Genomic DNA, 13,746 nt, shown 5'->3' on the forward strand with positions numbered 1-13,746 from the left:
AATTCCAGCCCCGCAAAGGCCCAATCCATGTCCATGTTCCAGAATATCGGCAAGGCGATCTTCGGCTCCTCGAACGAGCGCTATGTCAAATCGCTTTCCAAGATCGTCGACCAGATCAACGCGCTGGAATCGCAGATCCAGGCGCTTACCGACGAAGAGTTGAAGGCCCAGACGCAGAAGTTTCGCGAACAGATCGAAGGCGGAAAGACGCTCGACGACATCCTGCCAGAAGCGTTCGCGACCGTGCGCGAAGCCTCGGTCCGCGTGCTCGGCATGCGGCATTTCGATGTCCAGCTGATCGGCGGCATCGTGCTCCACCGTGGCGAGATCGCCGAGATGCGCACCGGCGAAGGCAAGACGCTGGTGGCGACGCTGGCCACCTATCTCAATGCGATCGAGGGCAAGGGCGTCCATGTCGTTACCGTCAACGACTATCTGGCCAAGCGCGATGCCGAGTGGATGGGGGAAATCTATCGCTGGATGGGCCTGACCGTCGGCGTCATCGTGCCGAACCTTGGCGAACAGCAGCGCCGGGAGGCCTATGCCGCGGATATCACCTACGGCACCAATAACGAGTTCGGCTTCGACTATCTGCGCGACAATATGAAGCACGAGCGCGACCAGATGGTACAGCGCCCCTTCAGCCACGCGATCGTCGACGAAGTGGACTCCATCCTGATCGACGAGGCCCGCACTCCGCTGATCATTTCCGGCCCGACCGAGGACAAGACCGATCTCTACATCGCCATCGACGAGGTGGTGAAGAACGTAGAGCCCGAATGGTACGACGCCGACGAGAAGGCGCGCACGATTACTTGGACCGAGGATGGCACCGAGGCGATCGAGCAACTGATGATTTCCAAGGGGCTGCTGGAGACCGACAATCTCTACGATGTCGAGAACACGCAGGTCGTTCACCACCTGAACGAGGCGCTGCGGGCCAACATCATGTACAAGCGCGACACCGACTACATCGTGAAGGACGACAAGGTCGTCATCATCGACGAGTTCACCGGCCGCATGATGGACGGTCGCCGCTGGTCCAACGGGTTGCACCAGGCGGTGGAAGCAAAGGAGGGCGTGAAGATCGAGCCCGAAAACCAGACGATGGCCTCGATCACGTTCCAGAACTATTTCCGCATGTATCCCAAGCTGTCGGGCATGACCGGCACCGCGGCGACCGAGGCGCCCGAATTCTGGGACATCTACAAGATGAACGTGGTCGAGATCCCGACCAACGTGCCCGTCCAGCGGATCGACGAAGACGACGTCTTCTACAAGAATACGCAGGACAAGTTCAAAGCGATCGCCAAGGCGATCAAGGAGAAGGCCGACACCGGTCAGCCGGTGCTGGTCGGCACGGTGACGATCGAGAAATCCGAGCTGCTCAGCCACTTCCTGGATCAGGAGAAGGTGAAGCACTCCGTCCTCAATGCGCGCTTCCACGAGAGCGAAGCGCATATCGTGGCGCAGGCCGGGCGGCTGGGCGCGGTGACGATCGCCACCAACATGGCGGGTCGCGGTACCGACATCCAGCTGGGCGGTAACCTCGAATTCCGCACCGAGGACGAGCTGAGCGACATGGAGGAAGGTCCCGAGAAGACCGCCGCCATCGCCAGGATCAAGCAGGAGATCGCCGAGGAACGGCAGAAGGTGCTGGAGGCGGGCGGCCTGTTCGTGCTCGGCACCGAGCGGCACGAGAGCCGCCGGATCGACAACCAGCTGCGCGGTCGCTCTGGCCGTCAGGGCGATCCGGGCCTGTCGCGGTTCTACCTTTGCCTGGAGGACGATCTTCTCCGCATTTTCGGGCCGGACACGCTGTTTGCCCGGATGATGAATTCGAACCTTGAGGATGGCGAGGCGATCGGCTCGAAATGGCTGTCGAAGGCGATCGAGACCGCACAGAAGAAGGTCGAAGCGCGCAATTACGACATCCGCAAGCAGGTCGTTGAGTACGACGACGTGATGAACGACCAGCGCAAGGTCATCTACGAGCAGCGCAGCGAGATCATGGACAGCGAGGCGGTCGACGATGTGGTCGCAGACATGCGCCACGACACCGTCAACACGCTGGTCGCGGAATTCTGCCCGCCGGGCTCCTATCCGGAACAGTGGAACGTCGCCGGCCTGAAGGAGCGGCTGGAGGAAGTTCTCGGACTGCAGCCGCCGATCGACGCATGGCTGGAAGAAGAGGCGATCGAACCCGAGCTGATCGAACAGCGCGTCGAGCAGCTGGTGGATGAGCGGATGGAGCGCAAACTTGCCGACACCGACCAGGATATCTGGCGCCGGGTCGAAAAATCCATCCTGCTGGAGCGGCTGGACCATCACTGGAAGGAACACCTGGCAACGCTCGATGCGCTGCGCCAGGTCGTGTTCCTGCGCGCCTATGCGCAGAAGACGCCGATCAACGAGTACAAGCAGGAGGCGTTCGGACTTTTCGAGAGCATGCTGGACAAGCTGCGCGAGGACGTGACCGGCATCCTCATTAAGAGCGAGTTCCGCATGGCACCTCCCCCGCAGCAGACGCTGCCGGACCTGCCGGACTTCCTCACCGGGCATATCGATCCGCTGACGGGGCTCGACAATTCTAACGACGGCGACGGTTCCGCGGCGCAAGCGGCCCTGTTCGGATCCCTCGCGGGATCGCCCCGAGCTGCGGCGAGCCCGGGCGGCGTTTCGGGGAAGGACGACAATCCGTACGCGGGAATGGAAATCAGCCGTAACGCTCCGTGTCCCTGCGGGTCGGGCAGCAAGTACAAGCATTGCCACGGCGCCGCGGGTTAAGCCGGTAGCGCCCCGAGATGGGTGTGCTCTGGCTCGCCGCCGCGTTCTTCGTCACGGCGTTGCTCTATGCGTCGGTCGGGTTCGGTGGGGGCTCGACCTACAGCGCGCTGCTCGCACTGGCGGGGTTCGATTACCGGATGCTGCCGGTGCTGTCGCTGTGTTGCAATCTGGCGGTCGTCAGCGGCAGCTCCATCCGATTTGCGCGCGCCAAGGTCACCCCGTGGCGGGGCGCGTTGCTGCTCACCGGTATCGCCGCGCCGGCGGCGCTGCTGGGCGGACTGACGCCGATCGGTGAGCGCTCCTTTTTCGTGCTCCTCGGGGTTAGCCTGGTGCTAGCCGGCCTCGCGCTGCTCCTCCCTCGCTCTGAGCCGGACGAGCACCCGGGGCGTCTTGCCCGGTTCATGCCCTGGATCGCGGCACCGCTTGGTTATGTTGCGGGTCTGGTAGGCATCGGGGGCGGCATTTTTCTCGCTCCGTTGCTCCATATCGCACGGTGGGACGGCGCGCGGTCGATCGCCGCTACCGCCAGCCTCTTTATCCTCGTCAACTCGCTGTTCGGGCTCGTGGGACAACTTCTCAAGAACGGGCCGGAAAGGCTGGGGGAGGCGGTCGCCTACGGTTTGCCGATGATGGTCGCGGTGGTCATTGGGGGACAGATCGGCAGCCTGCTGGCGCTAAAATTTTTCGGTCCGCGTATCATTCGCTGGATGACCGCCGCGCTCACCCTATGGGTCGGGGGACGCTTGCTGCTGGGATGACGGATATGTTTGCCTGCGTGCTGATAGAAACTGCCGGTTCCGGGCGGATCAATCCGGTGGTCCAGCCGGTCGAATGGTTCGCGCGGGCTTTCATGGACCAGAAGATGCTGTTCGAGCGCGCGTCAGTGATCGATAGCGATGCGATCCACGTGCTGGTGGGCGTGGGTTTGCAACTGGTCGCGGCGTTGGTCCTGCGGCGTTCGCTGGCAAGCGTGTGGCCCTGGCTCATCGTGTTCGCGCTCGAGCTCGCCAACGAAGTCAACGATGTCGTTCAGCAGGTATGGCCCGATCCGGCCATGCAACTGGGCGAAGGGGTCAAGGATGTTGTGGTGACGATGGCGCTGCCGACCCTGCTCTTGCTCATCGCCCGCTTCGCACCCTCCGTGCTCACCGGCAAACCGAACAAGGAGCCACCTGTACCAGTGGCGGAGGCGGATGAAAAAGAATGGCTCCCCGAGTTGGATTCGAACCAACGACCAAGTGATTAACAGTCACCTACTCTACCGCTGAGCTATCGGGGAGCAGCCGGTACGGCAGGGGTGCGCCTATATGGGCGCGTTCCAGCGAATGCAAGCCGCTAAGTGACGAATTGCTCCGCCACGATGCGTTCGTCGAGCGAGTGACCCTTGTCGAACAGGAGAGTGAGCTCCTGATCGCGCGAAATGGCGATCGCCACCTCGGCGATGTCACGGAATTCGGTCTGATCGGCAACCACCGCAACCGGCCGCTTGTCGGGCTCCAGCACGCGGAATCCCACCAAGCTGCTTTCGGGCAGTACGGCACCGCGCCAGCGACGAGGGCGGAAGGCGCTGATCGGGGTCAGCGCGATGAGCTGCGAATCGAGAGGCAGGATCGGACCATTGGCCGAAAGGTTGTAAGCGGTGGAGCCTGCCGGCGTGCAGACCAGCACCCCGTCGCATACCAGTTCCTCGATCCGGACCTTGCCCCTGACCGTCACCTCGATCTTCGCGGTTTGACGGGTCTCGCGTAAAAGCGAGACTTCGTTGATGGCGTAGCGCGCGTGCACGGTGCCGTCCTGCCCGGTGGCTTCCATACGCAGCGGCGCGACGCCAAGGGCGCTGGCGCGGTTCACTGCTGCCAGCAGATCGTTACGCGTACGCGGGCGATTCATCAGGAAACCCACGGTACCCATATTGATGCCGTAGACGGGCCTCACCGCTCCGCGATCGAGCATCGCGTGCAGCGTCTGGAGCATGAATCCGTCGCCGCCCAGCACGACCACTGCGTCCGCCTCCTCCTGCGATACGAAGGTGAAATGCTCCTTCAATGCGGCGGCGGCGTTCGCAGCGCGATCGCTTTGCGCGGCCGCCAGAGCGAGCCGTTCGAAACCGTGATTGCGGCTCATGTCCATCTCTCCCCACCGCGCGACAGGCAGGCTATCCCTATGGGGCACCGTCCCGTTTGGCAACGCAACCGCTAACGGCAGGCGACCGCGCGGCTGCTTTGCGCTAGGATCGTCGGCAATGACTATCGGTGATACCCTGACCCGCGATCCGTTAACCGGTCTGTTGAATTACGAATCGGCCCGGGACATTTTGCATGGCTGGCTGTCCGGTTCAGGCGAAGGCCCACAAATCCACGCCATGCTGGTAGGGTTGGGACGGTTCGATGCCGTCAACCTGGCGTATGGCGAGGCGGCCGGCGATGGCGCTCTGGCTGAAGTGGCTCAGCGACTGCTCCATTTCTCGCGCGACGAATTCGAATTGCAGGATTCGCTCGTATCGCGACTGGGTGGCGGGAAGTTTCTGCTGGTTGCTCGCGGAACGTGCAGCCGCGAACGCTGGCAATGGCTGGCCGAAGCCCTGGCCGACGCGTTGAGCGGCTCGCTCTCGCCCAACGAGGCGGCGCCGGTACTCAAGCTGTGGCCTAGGCTGGCGCTGATGCGCGCGGTTCCCGGGGACGACGCCGGGCTGATGCTCGACAGGCTCGCCGATGCGATGGGCGATATGCAGGGTAGCGTGGGGCGCCGGATCGGGTGGATCGACCGCGAGGCGGCGCCGGCCGGAACCAGCGGCGCCCGATTGGAAGCGGATCTGCTGAAAGCGCTGGCAGGCAAGCAGATCAACCTGTGCTTCCAGCCGCAGTTCGATGGGTCGGGCAGGATCGCGGGGGCGGAGGCGCTGGCACGCTGGGACCATCCGGAGCTGGGCCGGATCGGCGCCGGGACCTTGTTCGCTATCGCGGAGAGGGCGGATCAGACCGCCTCGCTCTCGCGCGCGGTCGCGGAAATGGCGCTGTCCGCGGCGAGCGAATGGCCCGACGGGCTGGATTTGTCGCTCAACATCACTTCTGCCGACCTCGCGGTACCCGATCTTGCGCGCGCGCTTCTCGCGCTGGCCGACGATGCCGGTTTCCCTATCGAGAGGCTGGTTCTGGAAATCACCGAGCAGGTGCTGGTGACCGATCTCGAGCTCGCCGCGGACACGCTTGCGATGCTCCGCGCGGCAGGGGCGCGCATTGCGCTCGACGACTTCGGGGCTGGTTTCTGCAATTTCCGGTATCTGAAGGTGTTGCCGCTCGACTATCTCAAGCTCGATCAGGCGATGGTGGAGGGGATCGCGGACGACCCGCGCGATTGGCGGTGTTGCGCGGCATCGTCGCCATGGCGGGCGCGCTCGACATCGCGGTTATCGCGGAGGGTGTGGAGTCCGAAGTGCAGCGGGAACTGGTGATGGCGGAGGGCTGCCTCAAATGGCAGGGCTTTCTCGGCGCGAAGCCGCTGCCACCCGGTGACTTCATCGCATTCGCAAAACGTGCCGACTAGGCGGGAACGCTGGCTTTCTTTTTCACCTTTCGCGCAATGCCACTCAATCCCTTGGTCAACTGAAACAGTCCGTTCAGGCGGCTCTGCGGGTCGCCCCATGCGCGATTGATGACCAGCTTCATATCGGGGCGTAACCGCGCGCTGTCTTTCAGCCGGTCGACATAGGCGACGAGGCCAGGGCCGTCGGGGAAATCGTCGTTGTGGAACGTGACCAGCGTGCCGCGTGCGCCGACGTCGATTTTGGCGATATTGGCATCGATCGCCTGGTGCTTGATTTCGATCAGGCGGATAAGGTTCTTGGTCGGCTGCGGAAGCTCGCCGAAACGGTCGATCATTTCGGCCGCCATCGCTTCGATCTCGCCCTTGTTCTCCGCCTGGTTGAGGCGGCGATAGAGCGCCATGCGCACCGTCAGGTCGGGCACATAGTCGTCGGGGATCATGATTGGGGCATCGACGGTAATCTGAGGGCTCAAGTCCCGATTGTCGCGTTCCAGCCCGGCGTCGCCAGCCTTCGCGGCGAGGATCGCGTCCTCCAGCATCGACTGATAGAGCTCGAAACCGACTTCGCGGATATGGCCGGACTGCTCGTCGCCCAGCAGATTGCCCGCACCGCGAATATCCAGGTCGTGGCTGGCGAGCTGGAACCCCGCGCCCAAGCTGTCGAGGTCGCCCAGCACCTTGAGCCGCTTCTCGCCGACTTCGGAGAGGGCAACGTCCTTCTCATGCGTGAGATAGGCGTAGGCGCGCAGCTTGGATCGACCGACACGACCGCGCAGCTGGTAAAGCTGTGCAAGTCCGAAGATATCGGCACGATGTATGATGATGGTGTTGGCGCTCGGCAGGTCGAGGCCGGATTCGACGATTGTGGTCGAGAGCAGCACATCGTATTGCCGCTCGTAGAACGCGCTCATACGCTCTTCGATCTCGGCTGCGCCCATCTGACCATGCGCAGTGACGAACTTCACCTCCGGCACGGTCTCGCGCAGCCATTTCTCGATCCCCTCCATGTCGGAGATGCGGGGAACGACGATGAAGCTCTGCCCGCCGCGATGATGCTCGCGCAACAGTGCCTCGCGCATCACCATCTCGTCCCATTCCATCACGTAGGTGCGGACCGCGAGCCGGTCGACCGGCGGGGTCTGGATGGTCGAGAGCTCGCGCAGTCCCGACATCGCCATCTGCAGCGTGCGCGGGATCGGCGTGGCGGTGAGCGTCAGCATGTGCACGTCGGCGCGAAGCTGCTTCAGCTTCTCCTTGTGCGTCACGCCGAAGCGCTGTTCCTCGTCCACGATGACAAGGCCCAAATCCTTGAACTCCGTCGATTTCGACAGGATCGCGTGCGTGCCGACGACGATGTCGATATCGCCCTTCGTCAGGCCGGTGCGCGTGTCGCTCATCTCCTTTGCGGGGACGAGGCGGCTGAGGCGACCGATCTTCAACGGGAAACCGGCGAAGCGTTCGGTGAAGTTCTGATAATGCTGGCGCGCCAGCAGGGTGGTGGGCGCGACCACCGCCACCTGCCGACCGTTCATTGCCGCAACGAAGGCGGCGCGCAGCGCGACCTCCGTCTTGCCGAAGCCGACATCTCCGCAGACGAGCCGGTCCATCGGACTGCCGGTTTCGAGATCGCGCAGCACGTCCTCGATGGCGCGGTCCTGATCGTCGGTTTCCTCCCACGGGAAGCGGTCGACGAACTGGTTGTACGCCGCCTCGTCGGGTTCAAGCACGGGCGCTTTCTTGAGAGAGCGCTCGGCGGCGGTCCTCATCAGCTCGCCAGCGATGGCGGTGATCCGCTCTTTCAGCCGCGCGCGCCGCTTCTGCCACGCCTCTCCGCCCAGGCGATCGAGATGGACGGCCTCTTCCGAAGAGCCGTAACGGCTGAGCCCGTCGATGTTCTCGACCGGGATGTAGAGCTTGTCGCCGTCCCGGTATTCCAGCATCACGCAGTCGTGCTGGCTCTTGCCCACCGGAATCGGTTCGAGGCCGAGATATTTGCCGATGCCGTGCTCGGTATGGACCACCAGATCGCCGCGATTGAGCGTCTGCAGTTCGGCGAGAAAAGCGTCTGAATCCTTGCGCTTGCGGCGCCGTCTTACCAGCCGGTCACCGAGCAGGTCCTGCTCGGTGACAATCTCCAGCTCGTCGTTCGCGAAGCCGGTTTCGAGCGGCAGGATCGCGGCTGTCGGCTTGCCCTTCGCGGCTTTGCCAAGCGTGTCCTGCCAGTTCTCGCCAAGCGCCACGTCGAGGCCCGCTTCGGACAGGATCGAGGCGATGCGCGCCCGGCTGCCGGTCGAATAGGCGGCGACTATCGGGCGCTTCCCCCCGTTTCCGAGCGCCTTCAGATGCGCGGCCGCGGCTTCGTACACATTCTCGCCGCGGGCGCGCTCGGCAGCGAAGTCGCGCGCCGAGGTGAAGCCGAAATCGATTACGCCCCTGCTTTCCGGTTCGGCAAAGATGCTGGTGCGGTGGATCGGTGCCTCGCCCTGCGCCGCGCTCCATTCGCCGTCCGCTAAGTAGAGCGCGTCTGCATCGAGCGGGCGGTAGCTGCCCTTGGCCTGTCCGCCGGTTTCGCCGCGCTGACGGCGGTAGTCGGTGATGTCGCGAAACCGCTCCTCCACGGCTTGCTGCGCACCTGAGTCCATCACCAGAACGTCGCTGTCGGACAGGTGATCGAACAGTGTCGCCAGCTTCTCCTCGAACAGCGGAAGCCAATGCTCCATGCCCGCCATCCGGCGACCCTCGCTGACCGCTTCGTAGAGCGGGTCTTGCGTTGCGTTTGCACCGAACCGCTCGCGGTAGCGCGTGCGGAAGCGCTTGATCGTGGTATCGTCCAACAGCGCCTCGCTGGCGGGCAGCAGGAGGAAGGAATCGAGCGTCCCGGTGGTGCGCTGCGTACTGGGATCGAACAGCCGCAGCGATTCGAGTTCGTCGCCGAAGAAGTCGAGCCGGAGACCGGATTCCAGGCCCGAGGGGTAGATGTCGAAGATCGATCCGCGCACCGCGAACTCGCCCGCGTCGATCACCGTGTCGGAACGGGTATAGCCCTGACGCGTCAACAGCGCGGTCAGGCTGTCGTGCCCTATCTCCACGCCGGGTTTCAGCTCGCGCACCGCCTCGCGAATGCGGAACGGGGTGAGCACGCGCTGCAGGACCGCGTTGGCGGTCGTGACAAGAAGTTGCGATCCGCTCTTGCCCGCCTGCAAGCGGTGCAGAGCCGAGAGTCTTCGCGCGCTGATCGACAGTGCGGGACTGGCGCGATCATAGGGAAGGCAATCCCAAGCAGGAAACTCGATGACCTCCAGTTCGGGCGCGAAGTAGCGTGCGGCGTCCGATACCGCGCGCATTGCGCCGTCGTCCGGCGCGATGAAGACGGCGCGCCCCTTGGCGGCCCGGGCGAGATCGCCCAGCACCAGCGGTTGCGCACCGCGCGCGATGGAGGTGAGGGTGAGCGGCTGCTTGGCCGCGAGAATCTTGGAAAGGTCGGGCATCGGTCAGGTCACAGAGTGCGGGAAGACGCGGCAGGTTCCCGCGCATCGTCGGCAGATAGTGAGCAGGCGCGTCTCTTGCAAAGCCTGTCGCCGTTACATCTCTACGTAATCGAGGCGCTGCATCGCTTCCATCAGCGCGCCTTCCAATTCGGGCGGCACGGATTGCGTCTTCAGCGCCCACGCCATGATGTCGACATCGTCTTCGTCCAGCAGCGCTTCGAACCAGATGAGTTCAGGTTCCCCCCAACCTTCGGCGTAGCGGGAGAAGAAGCCCCCGATCATGAAGTCCGCTTCACGCGTGCCGCGGTGCCAGGACCGGAACTTTGCGCGCGCGAAACGGGTGGCGAGGGTGGGCTGGTCGGTCATGCGGGTTCCTCTAGCGAGCACCTCCCGTCTCGTCATCCCGGCAGATGATGATAGAGCGGGTCCGATCATGCGCCGACCCGATATCCTCAATCCGCTGTTTGCCGAGGTCGAAATGCTCGACGGTGTCGGGCCGAAGCTAAAGAAGCCGCTCGACCGCCTGGGCCTCGAGCGTGTGCGCGATGTCGCGTACCATCTTCCCGAACGTTTCGTGACGCGCCGACTGGTCGATAATCTCGACGAAGCGGGGGAGGGCGAACAGATCGTGGTGCGTCTGACTCCGACCGAGCACCGGTCCAGCCGTAACCAGCGCGGGCCGTACCGTGTGCTGGCGCAGGACGCGGTCGGCAATGTGTTGGCGCTGACCTATTTCGGACGTGCCTCCTATACCGCGAAGAAACAGCTGCCGGTTGGTGAAACCCGCTGGGTGGCGGGGAAGCTGGAGCGCTATGGCGACATGCTCCAGATCGTGCATCCCGACCATGTGCTGGAGGAAGGCGGGGCCGGGCTGCAGCGGCTGTGCGAGCCGGTCTATTCGCTGGCGGAAGGGCTGACGCAGCCGAAGGTCGCTTCGCTCGTGGCCCAGGCGATTACGCTGTTGCCCGAGCTGCCCGAATGGATCGAACCGAGCCAGTTAGAGCGCGCGGGCTGGCCGAGCTGGTCCGGCGCGCTGAAGCTGGCGCATCGGGCGGAAAACGTCTCCGCGCGCGACCGGTTGGCTTATGACGAACTGCTCGCGAACAGCCTCGCCCTGATGCTGGTCCGGGCCGACAACCGCGCCCGCAAGGGCAGGGCGCTGGTGGGCGACGGCGGACTCCGGGGAAAGCTACAACTGCCGTTTCCGCTTACCGGCGCGCAGCAACGCTCGATCGGGGAGATCGAGGGCGACATGGCGCAGGAGGCGCCGATGCTTCGGTTGCTGCAGGGCGATGTGGGGGCGGGTAAGACCGTGGTCGCGCTCGAAGCGATGCTGGTCGCGGTGGAGGCCGGAGCGCAGGCGGCGATGCTGGCCCCGACCGAACTGCTCGCGCGCCAGCATTTCGAGACTTTGCGCGCGATGGCCCGCCCGACCGGTGTCGAGATCGCCTTGCTCACCGGGCGTGACAAGGGGAGGGCGCGCGAAAGCATCCTGATGGGCCTGCTCGATGGCAGCATCGACATCGTCGTCGGCACCCACGCCATCTTTCAGGATAGCGTGGCGTACAAGGATTTGGGGCTGATCGTGATCGACGAGCAGCACCGGTTCGGCGTCGCCCAGCGGCTGATGCTGGCGAAGAAGGGGCGGCGCGCGCCCCATACGCTGGCGATGACCGCGACGCCAATCCCGCGCACGCTCACGCTCGCCAATTACGGCGAGATGGATGTCAGTAGGCTCGACGAACTTCCTCCAGGGCGACAGGCGATCGACACGCGGGTGGTCGGGCAGGACCGGCTGGTCGACGTCGTGGAAGGGATCGGACGGCATATCGGCGGTGGGCAGCAGGCATATTGGGTATGCCCGATGGTGCGCGAGGCCGAAGGACAGAGCGACGACATCGCTGCGGCGGAGGCACGCTATGCTGCCCTGAAGGAGCGGTTCGGCGACACCGTGGTATTGGTGCATGGCCAGCTTGCGCCCGAGATGAAGGATGCGGCGATGGCTCGCTTCGCGTCCGGCGAGGCGAAGCTGCTGGTGGCGACCACTGTGATCGAGGTCGGCGTCGACGTGCCTGCCGCAACCCTCATGGTGATCGAGCAGGCTGAGCGATTCGGTCTTGCCCAGCTGCATCAATTGCGCGGGCGGGTGGGCCGTGGATCGGAGAAGTCCGTGTGCCTGCTACTGCGCGGAGAACAGTTGTCGGAGACGGGGCGCGCAAGACTGGCGCTCATGCGGGAAACGCAGGACGGGTTCAGTATCGCGGAAGAGGACCTCGAATTGCGTGGGGGCGGCGAATTGCTGGGCACCCGGCAATCGGGGGATACTCCTTTTCGTATTGCCGATCTCGAGCAAATCCAGCGTTTGTTACCCGCCGCTCACGACGACGCGCGGTTGCTGGTGGAGCGCGATGGTGGCTTGTCCTCTACGCGTGGGGAGGCGGCGCAGATATTGCTCTACCTGCTGGAGCGCGACTACGGCGTTCAGCTGCTACGCGGCGGCTGACTTCGCGATGCCGTGCGCTTCGGCGATCGCCTGCGCGATGCGCTGGCTGGCCTGTCCGTCTCCATACGGGTTGTGCGCCTGCGCCATCGCCGCGTGGGCGCCGGGAGGGTCAAGAAGGCGCGTCGCCTCCTCCACGATCCGGGATCGGTCCGTGCCGACCAGCTTTGCCGTGCCGGCCGCGATACCTTCCGGTCGTTCGGTCGTATCGCGCATGACCAGCACCGGTTTGCCGAGGCTGGGGGCCTCTTCCTGAACGCCGCCGCTGTCGGTCAGGATCAGATCGGCCATTGCCATCAAACGCACGAAATGCGGGTAGTCGAGCGGCTCGATCAGCGCGACATTTGGCCGGTTGCCGAGCGCTCGCTCCAACACCGGGCCGACATTGGGGTTGGGATGGACTGGGGATATCACAGCAACATCCTCGCGCCCGCCCAGGTCACCCAGCGCCGCGGCGATGCTTTCCATACCCAGCCCGAAGTTCTCGCGCCGATGGGCGGTCACCGCGACGATACGCTTCCCGGCGAAGCGGTCGGCCAGGTCATCGAGCCCACTCGCTAGCGAAGGGTCATGGATTATCTCGCGATGGGTCGCAAGCAGCGCATCGATGATAGTGTTTCCGGTCAGATGGATGGCCTGTTCGGGAACGTTTTCGGCGCGGAGGGCCGCAGCCGCGCTCTCGGTCGGTGCAAAATGGAGATCGCAGATTGTGCCCGCGACCTTTCGGTTTCCCTCCTCTGGCCATGGCGAATAGATATCGCCGCTGCGCAGGCCCGCCTCGACATGCCCGACCGGGATCTGCCGGAAATAGCTCGACAGCGTCACCATCATCGTCGTCAGCGTATCGCCGTGAACCACCACCCGGTCCGGCCGCCATTCATCAAGCACAGCGCCATATTCGGTAAGAATGCGCACCGACAGCGCGTCCAGCGATTGGCCCGGCTGCATCAGATCGAGATCGATATCCGGCTCGATCCGAAAGATCCGGAGGACCTGATCGAGCATTTCGCGATGCTGCGCCGTTACCGCGACACGCACGTCCATGCCGCCTTGCGCCCGCAACGCATGGACCACCGGGGCCATCTTGATCGCTTCGGGTCGCGTGCCGAAGCTAACCAGGATGCGCGGGCTTGTCTTGGCAGGGGCGGCGGTCACTAAACCTCGTATCAGCGCGGCCACATGCCGCGGGTGTCGTATATCATCTTCCCTTCGCTCAGGAAGCGCGGAGCCTTGCGGAATGCATCGTGGGCCACCAGCACGGCGACGAGTTCCGACTCGCGCATCGCTTCCTCGAAAAAAAACAGCCGCGCGCCGTGCGTATCGAACCTGCCGGGAAGATCGTCGGCAAAGGGCTCGACCACCACCATGCATTGCCGTGTTCGGGGGCGAGCGCCTGCGAGATCGCCAGGGCGGGGCTCTCCCAGTAAT

Annotated in this window: 9 protein-coding genes and 1 tRNA gene; 4 read left to right on the forward strand and 6 right to left on the reverse strand. The window is 64.2% G+C overall.

What is annotated here, in order from left to right; translation table 11 throughout:
• The first annotated feature begins 33 nt into the window (after positions 1-33).
• Both secA and F7D01_RS13570 read left to right on the forward strand, forming a co-directional pair.
• A complete protein-coding gene (secA, locus tag F7D01_RS13565; protein ID WP_215229833.1) occupies positions 34-2,787 on the forward strand; it encodes a preprotein translocase subunit SecA in 2,754 nt (917 codons plus the stop codon).
• Between the two features lie 17 nt (positions 2,788-2,804).
• Complete coding sequence (locus F7D01_RS13570) at positions 2,805-3,545, forward strand: sulfite exporter TauE/SafE family protein (RefSeq protein ID WP_215227989.1); 741 nt, start codon at positions 2,805-2,807, stop codon at positions 3,543-3,545.
• 446 nt (positions 3,546-3,991) lie between these two features.
• Here F7D01_RS13570 and F7D01_RS13575 read toward each other — a convergent pair.
• Together F7D01_RS13575 and F7D01_RS13580 are read right to left on the reverse strand one after the other, a co-directional pair.
• Positions 3,992-4,066, reverse strand: a tRNA-Asn gene (locus F7D01_RS13575).
• A 56-nt stretch (positions 4,067-4,122) separates the two neighbouring features.
• Positions 4,123-4,911 (reverse strand): NAD kinase, encoded by a 789-nt coding sequence (locus tag F7D01_RS13580; protein ID WP_215227990.1) that lies wholly within the window; start codon positions 4,909-4,911, stop codon positions 4,123-4,125.
• Positions 4,912-5,029: 118 nt separating this feature from the next.
• On the opposite strand from F7D01_RS13580, the gene F7D01_RS13585 reads away from it, so the two are divergent.
• Positions 5,030-6,238 carry an EAL domain-containing protein gene (locus tag F7D01_RS13585; RefSeq protein WP_371819611.1) on the forward strand — a complete coding sequence of 403 codons (1,209 nt, stop codon included), beginning with the start codon at positions 5,030-5,032 and terminating at the stop codon, positions 6,236-6,238.
• Positions 6,239-6,326: 88 nt separating this feature from the next.
• Here the strand turns inward: F7D01_RS13585 and mfd are convergent, their stop codons facing one another.
• Complete coding sequence (gene mfd / locus F7D01_RS13590) at positions 6,327-9,818, reverse strand: transcription-repair coupling factor (RefSeq protein WP_215227991.1); 3,492 nt, start codon at positions 9,816-9,818, stop codon at positions 6,327-6,329.
• A 93-nt stretch (positions 9,819-9,911) separates the two neighbouring features.
• Positions 9,912-10,184, reverse strand: coding sequence for a succinate dehydrogenase assembly factor 2 (locus F7D01_RS13595; protein WP_215227992.1), 273 nt, complete (start codon positions 10,182-10,184; stop codon positions 9,912-9,914).
• A 67-nt stretch (positions 10,185-10,251) separates the two neighbouring features.
• On the opposite strand from F7D01_RS13595, the gene recG reads away from it, so the two are divergent.
• Positions 10,252-12,321, forward strand: a complete 2,070-nt coding sequence (gene recG, locus F7D01_RS13600) for an ATP-dependent DNA helicase RecG (protein WP_215227993.1) — start codon at positions 10,252-10,254, stop codon at positions 12,319-12,321.
• Here recG and wecB read toward each other — a convergent pair.
• Together wecB and F7D01_RS15340 are read right to left on the reverse strand one after the other, a co-directional pair.
• Positions 12,307-13,473 (reverse strand): non-hydrolyzing UDP-N-acetylglucosamine 2-epimerase, encoded by a 1,167-nt coding sequence (gene wecB, locus F7D01_RS13605; RefSeq protein WP_256443707.1) that lies wholly within the window; start codon positions 13,471-13,473, stop codon positions 12,307-12,309. The genes recG and wecB overlap by 15 nt on opposite strands.
• A gap of 11 nt (positions 13,474-13,484) precedes the next feature.
• Positions 13,485-13,685 (reverse strand): hypothetical protein, encoded by a 201-nt coding sequence (locus tag F7D01_RS15340; RefSeq protein WP_251566898.1) that lies wholly within the window; start codon positions 13,683-13,685, stop codon positions 13,485-13,487.
• Positions 13,686-13,746: the final 61 nt, after the last annotated feature.

The organism is Erythrobacter sp. 3-20A1M (assembly GCF_018636735.1).
Taxonomy (GTDB): domain Bacteria; phylum Pseudomonadota; class Alphaproteobacteria; order Sphingomonadales; family Sphingomonadaceae; genus Alteriqipengyuania.

Excerpts from the sequence above, each read along its gene's own strand:
- F7D01_RS13585 (WP_371819611.1), top strand. The coding sequence starts at position 5,030 with ATGACTATCGGTGATACCCTGACCCGCGATCCGTTAACCGGTCTGTTG.
- F7D01_RS15340 (WP_251566898.1), bottom strand. The coding sequence starts at position 13,685 with ATGGTGGTGGTCGAGCCCTTTGCCGACGATCTTCCCGGCAGGTTCGAT.
- mfd (WP_215227991.1), bottom strand. The coding sequence starts at position 9,818 with ATGCCCGACCTTTCCAAGATTCTCGCGGCCAAGCAGCCGCTCACCCTC.
- secA (WP_215229833.1), top strand. The coding sequence starts at position 34 with ATGTTCCAGAATATCGGCAAGGCGATCTTCGGCTCCTCGAACGAGCGC.
- F7D01_RS13570 (WP_215227989.1), top strand. The coding sequence starts at position 2,805 with ATGGGTGTGCTCTGGCTCGCCGCCGCGTTCTTCGTCACGGCGTTGCTC.
- F7D01_RS13580 (WP_215227990.1), bottom strand. The coding sequence starts at position 4,911 with ATGAGCCGCAATCACGGTTTCGAACGGCTCGCTCTGGCGGCCGCGCAA.
- F7D01_RS13595 (WP_215227992.1), bottom strand. The coding sequence starts at position 10,184 with ATGACCGACCAGCCCACCCTCGCCACCCGTTTCGCGCGCGCAAAGTTC.
- recG (WP_215227993.1), top strand. The coding sequence starts at position 10,252 with ATGCGCCGACCCGATATCCTCAATCCGCTGTTTGCCGAGGTCGAAATG.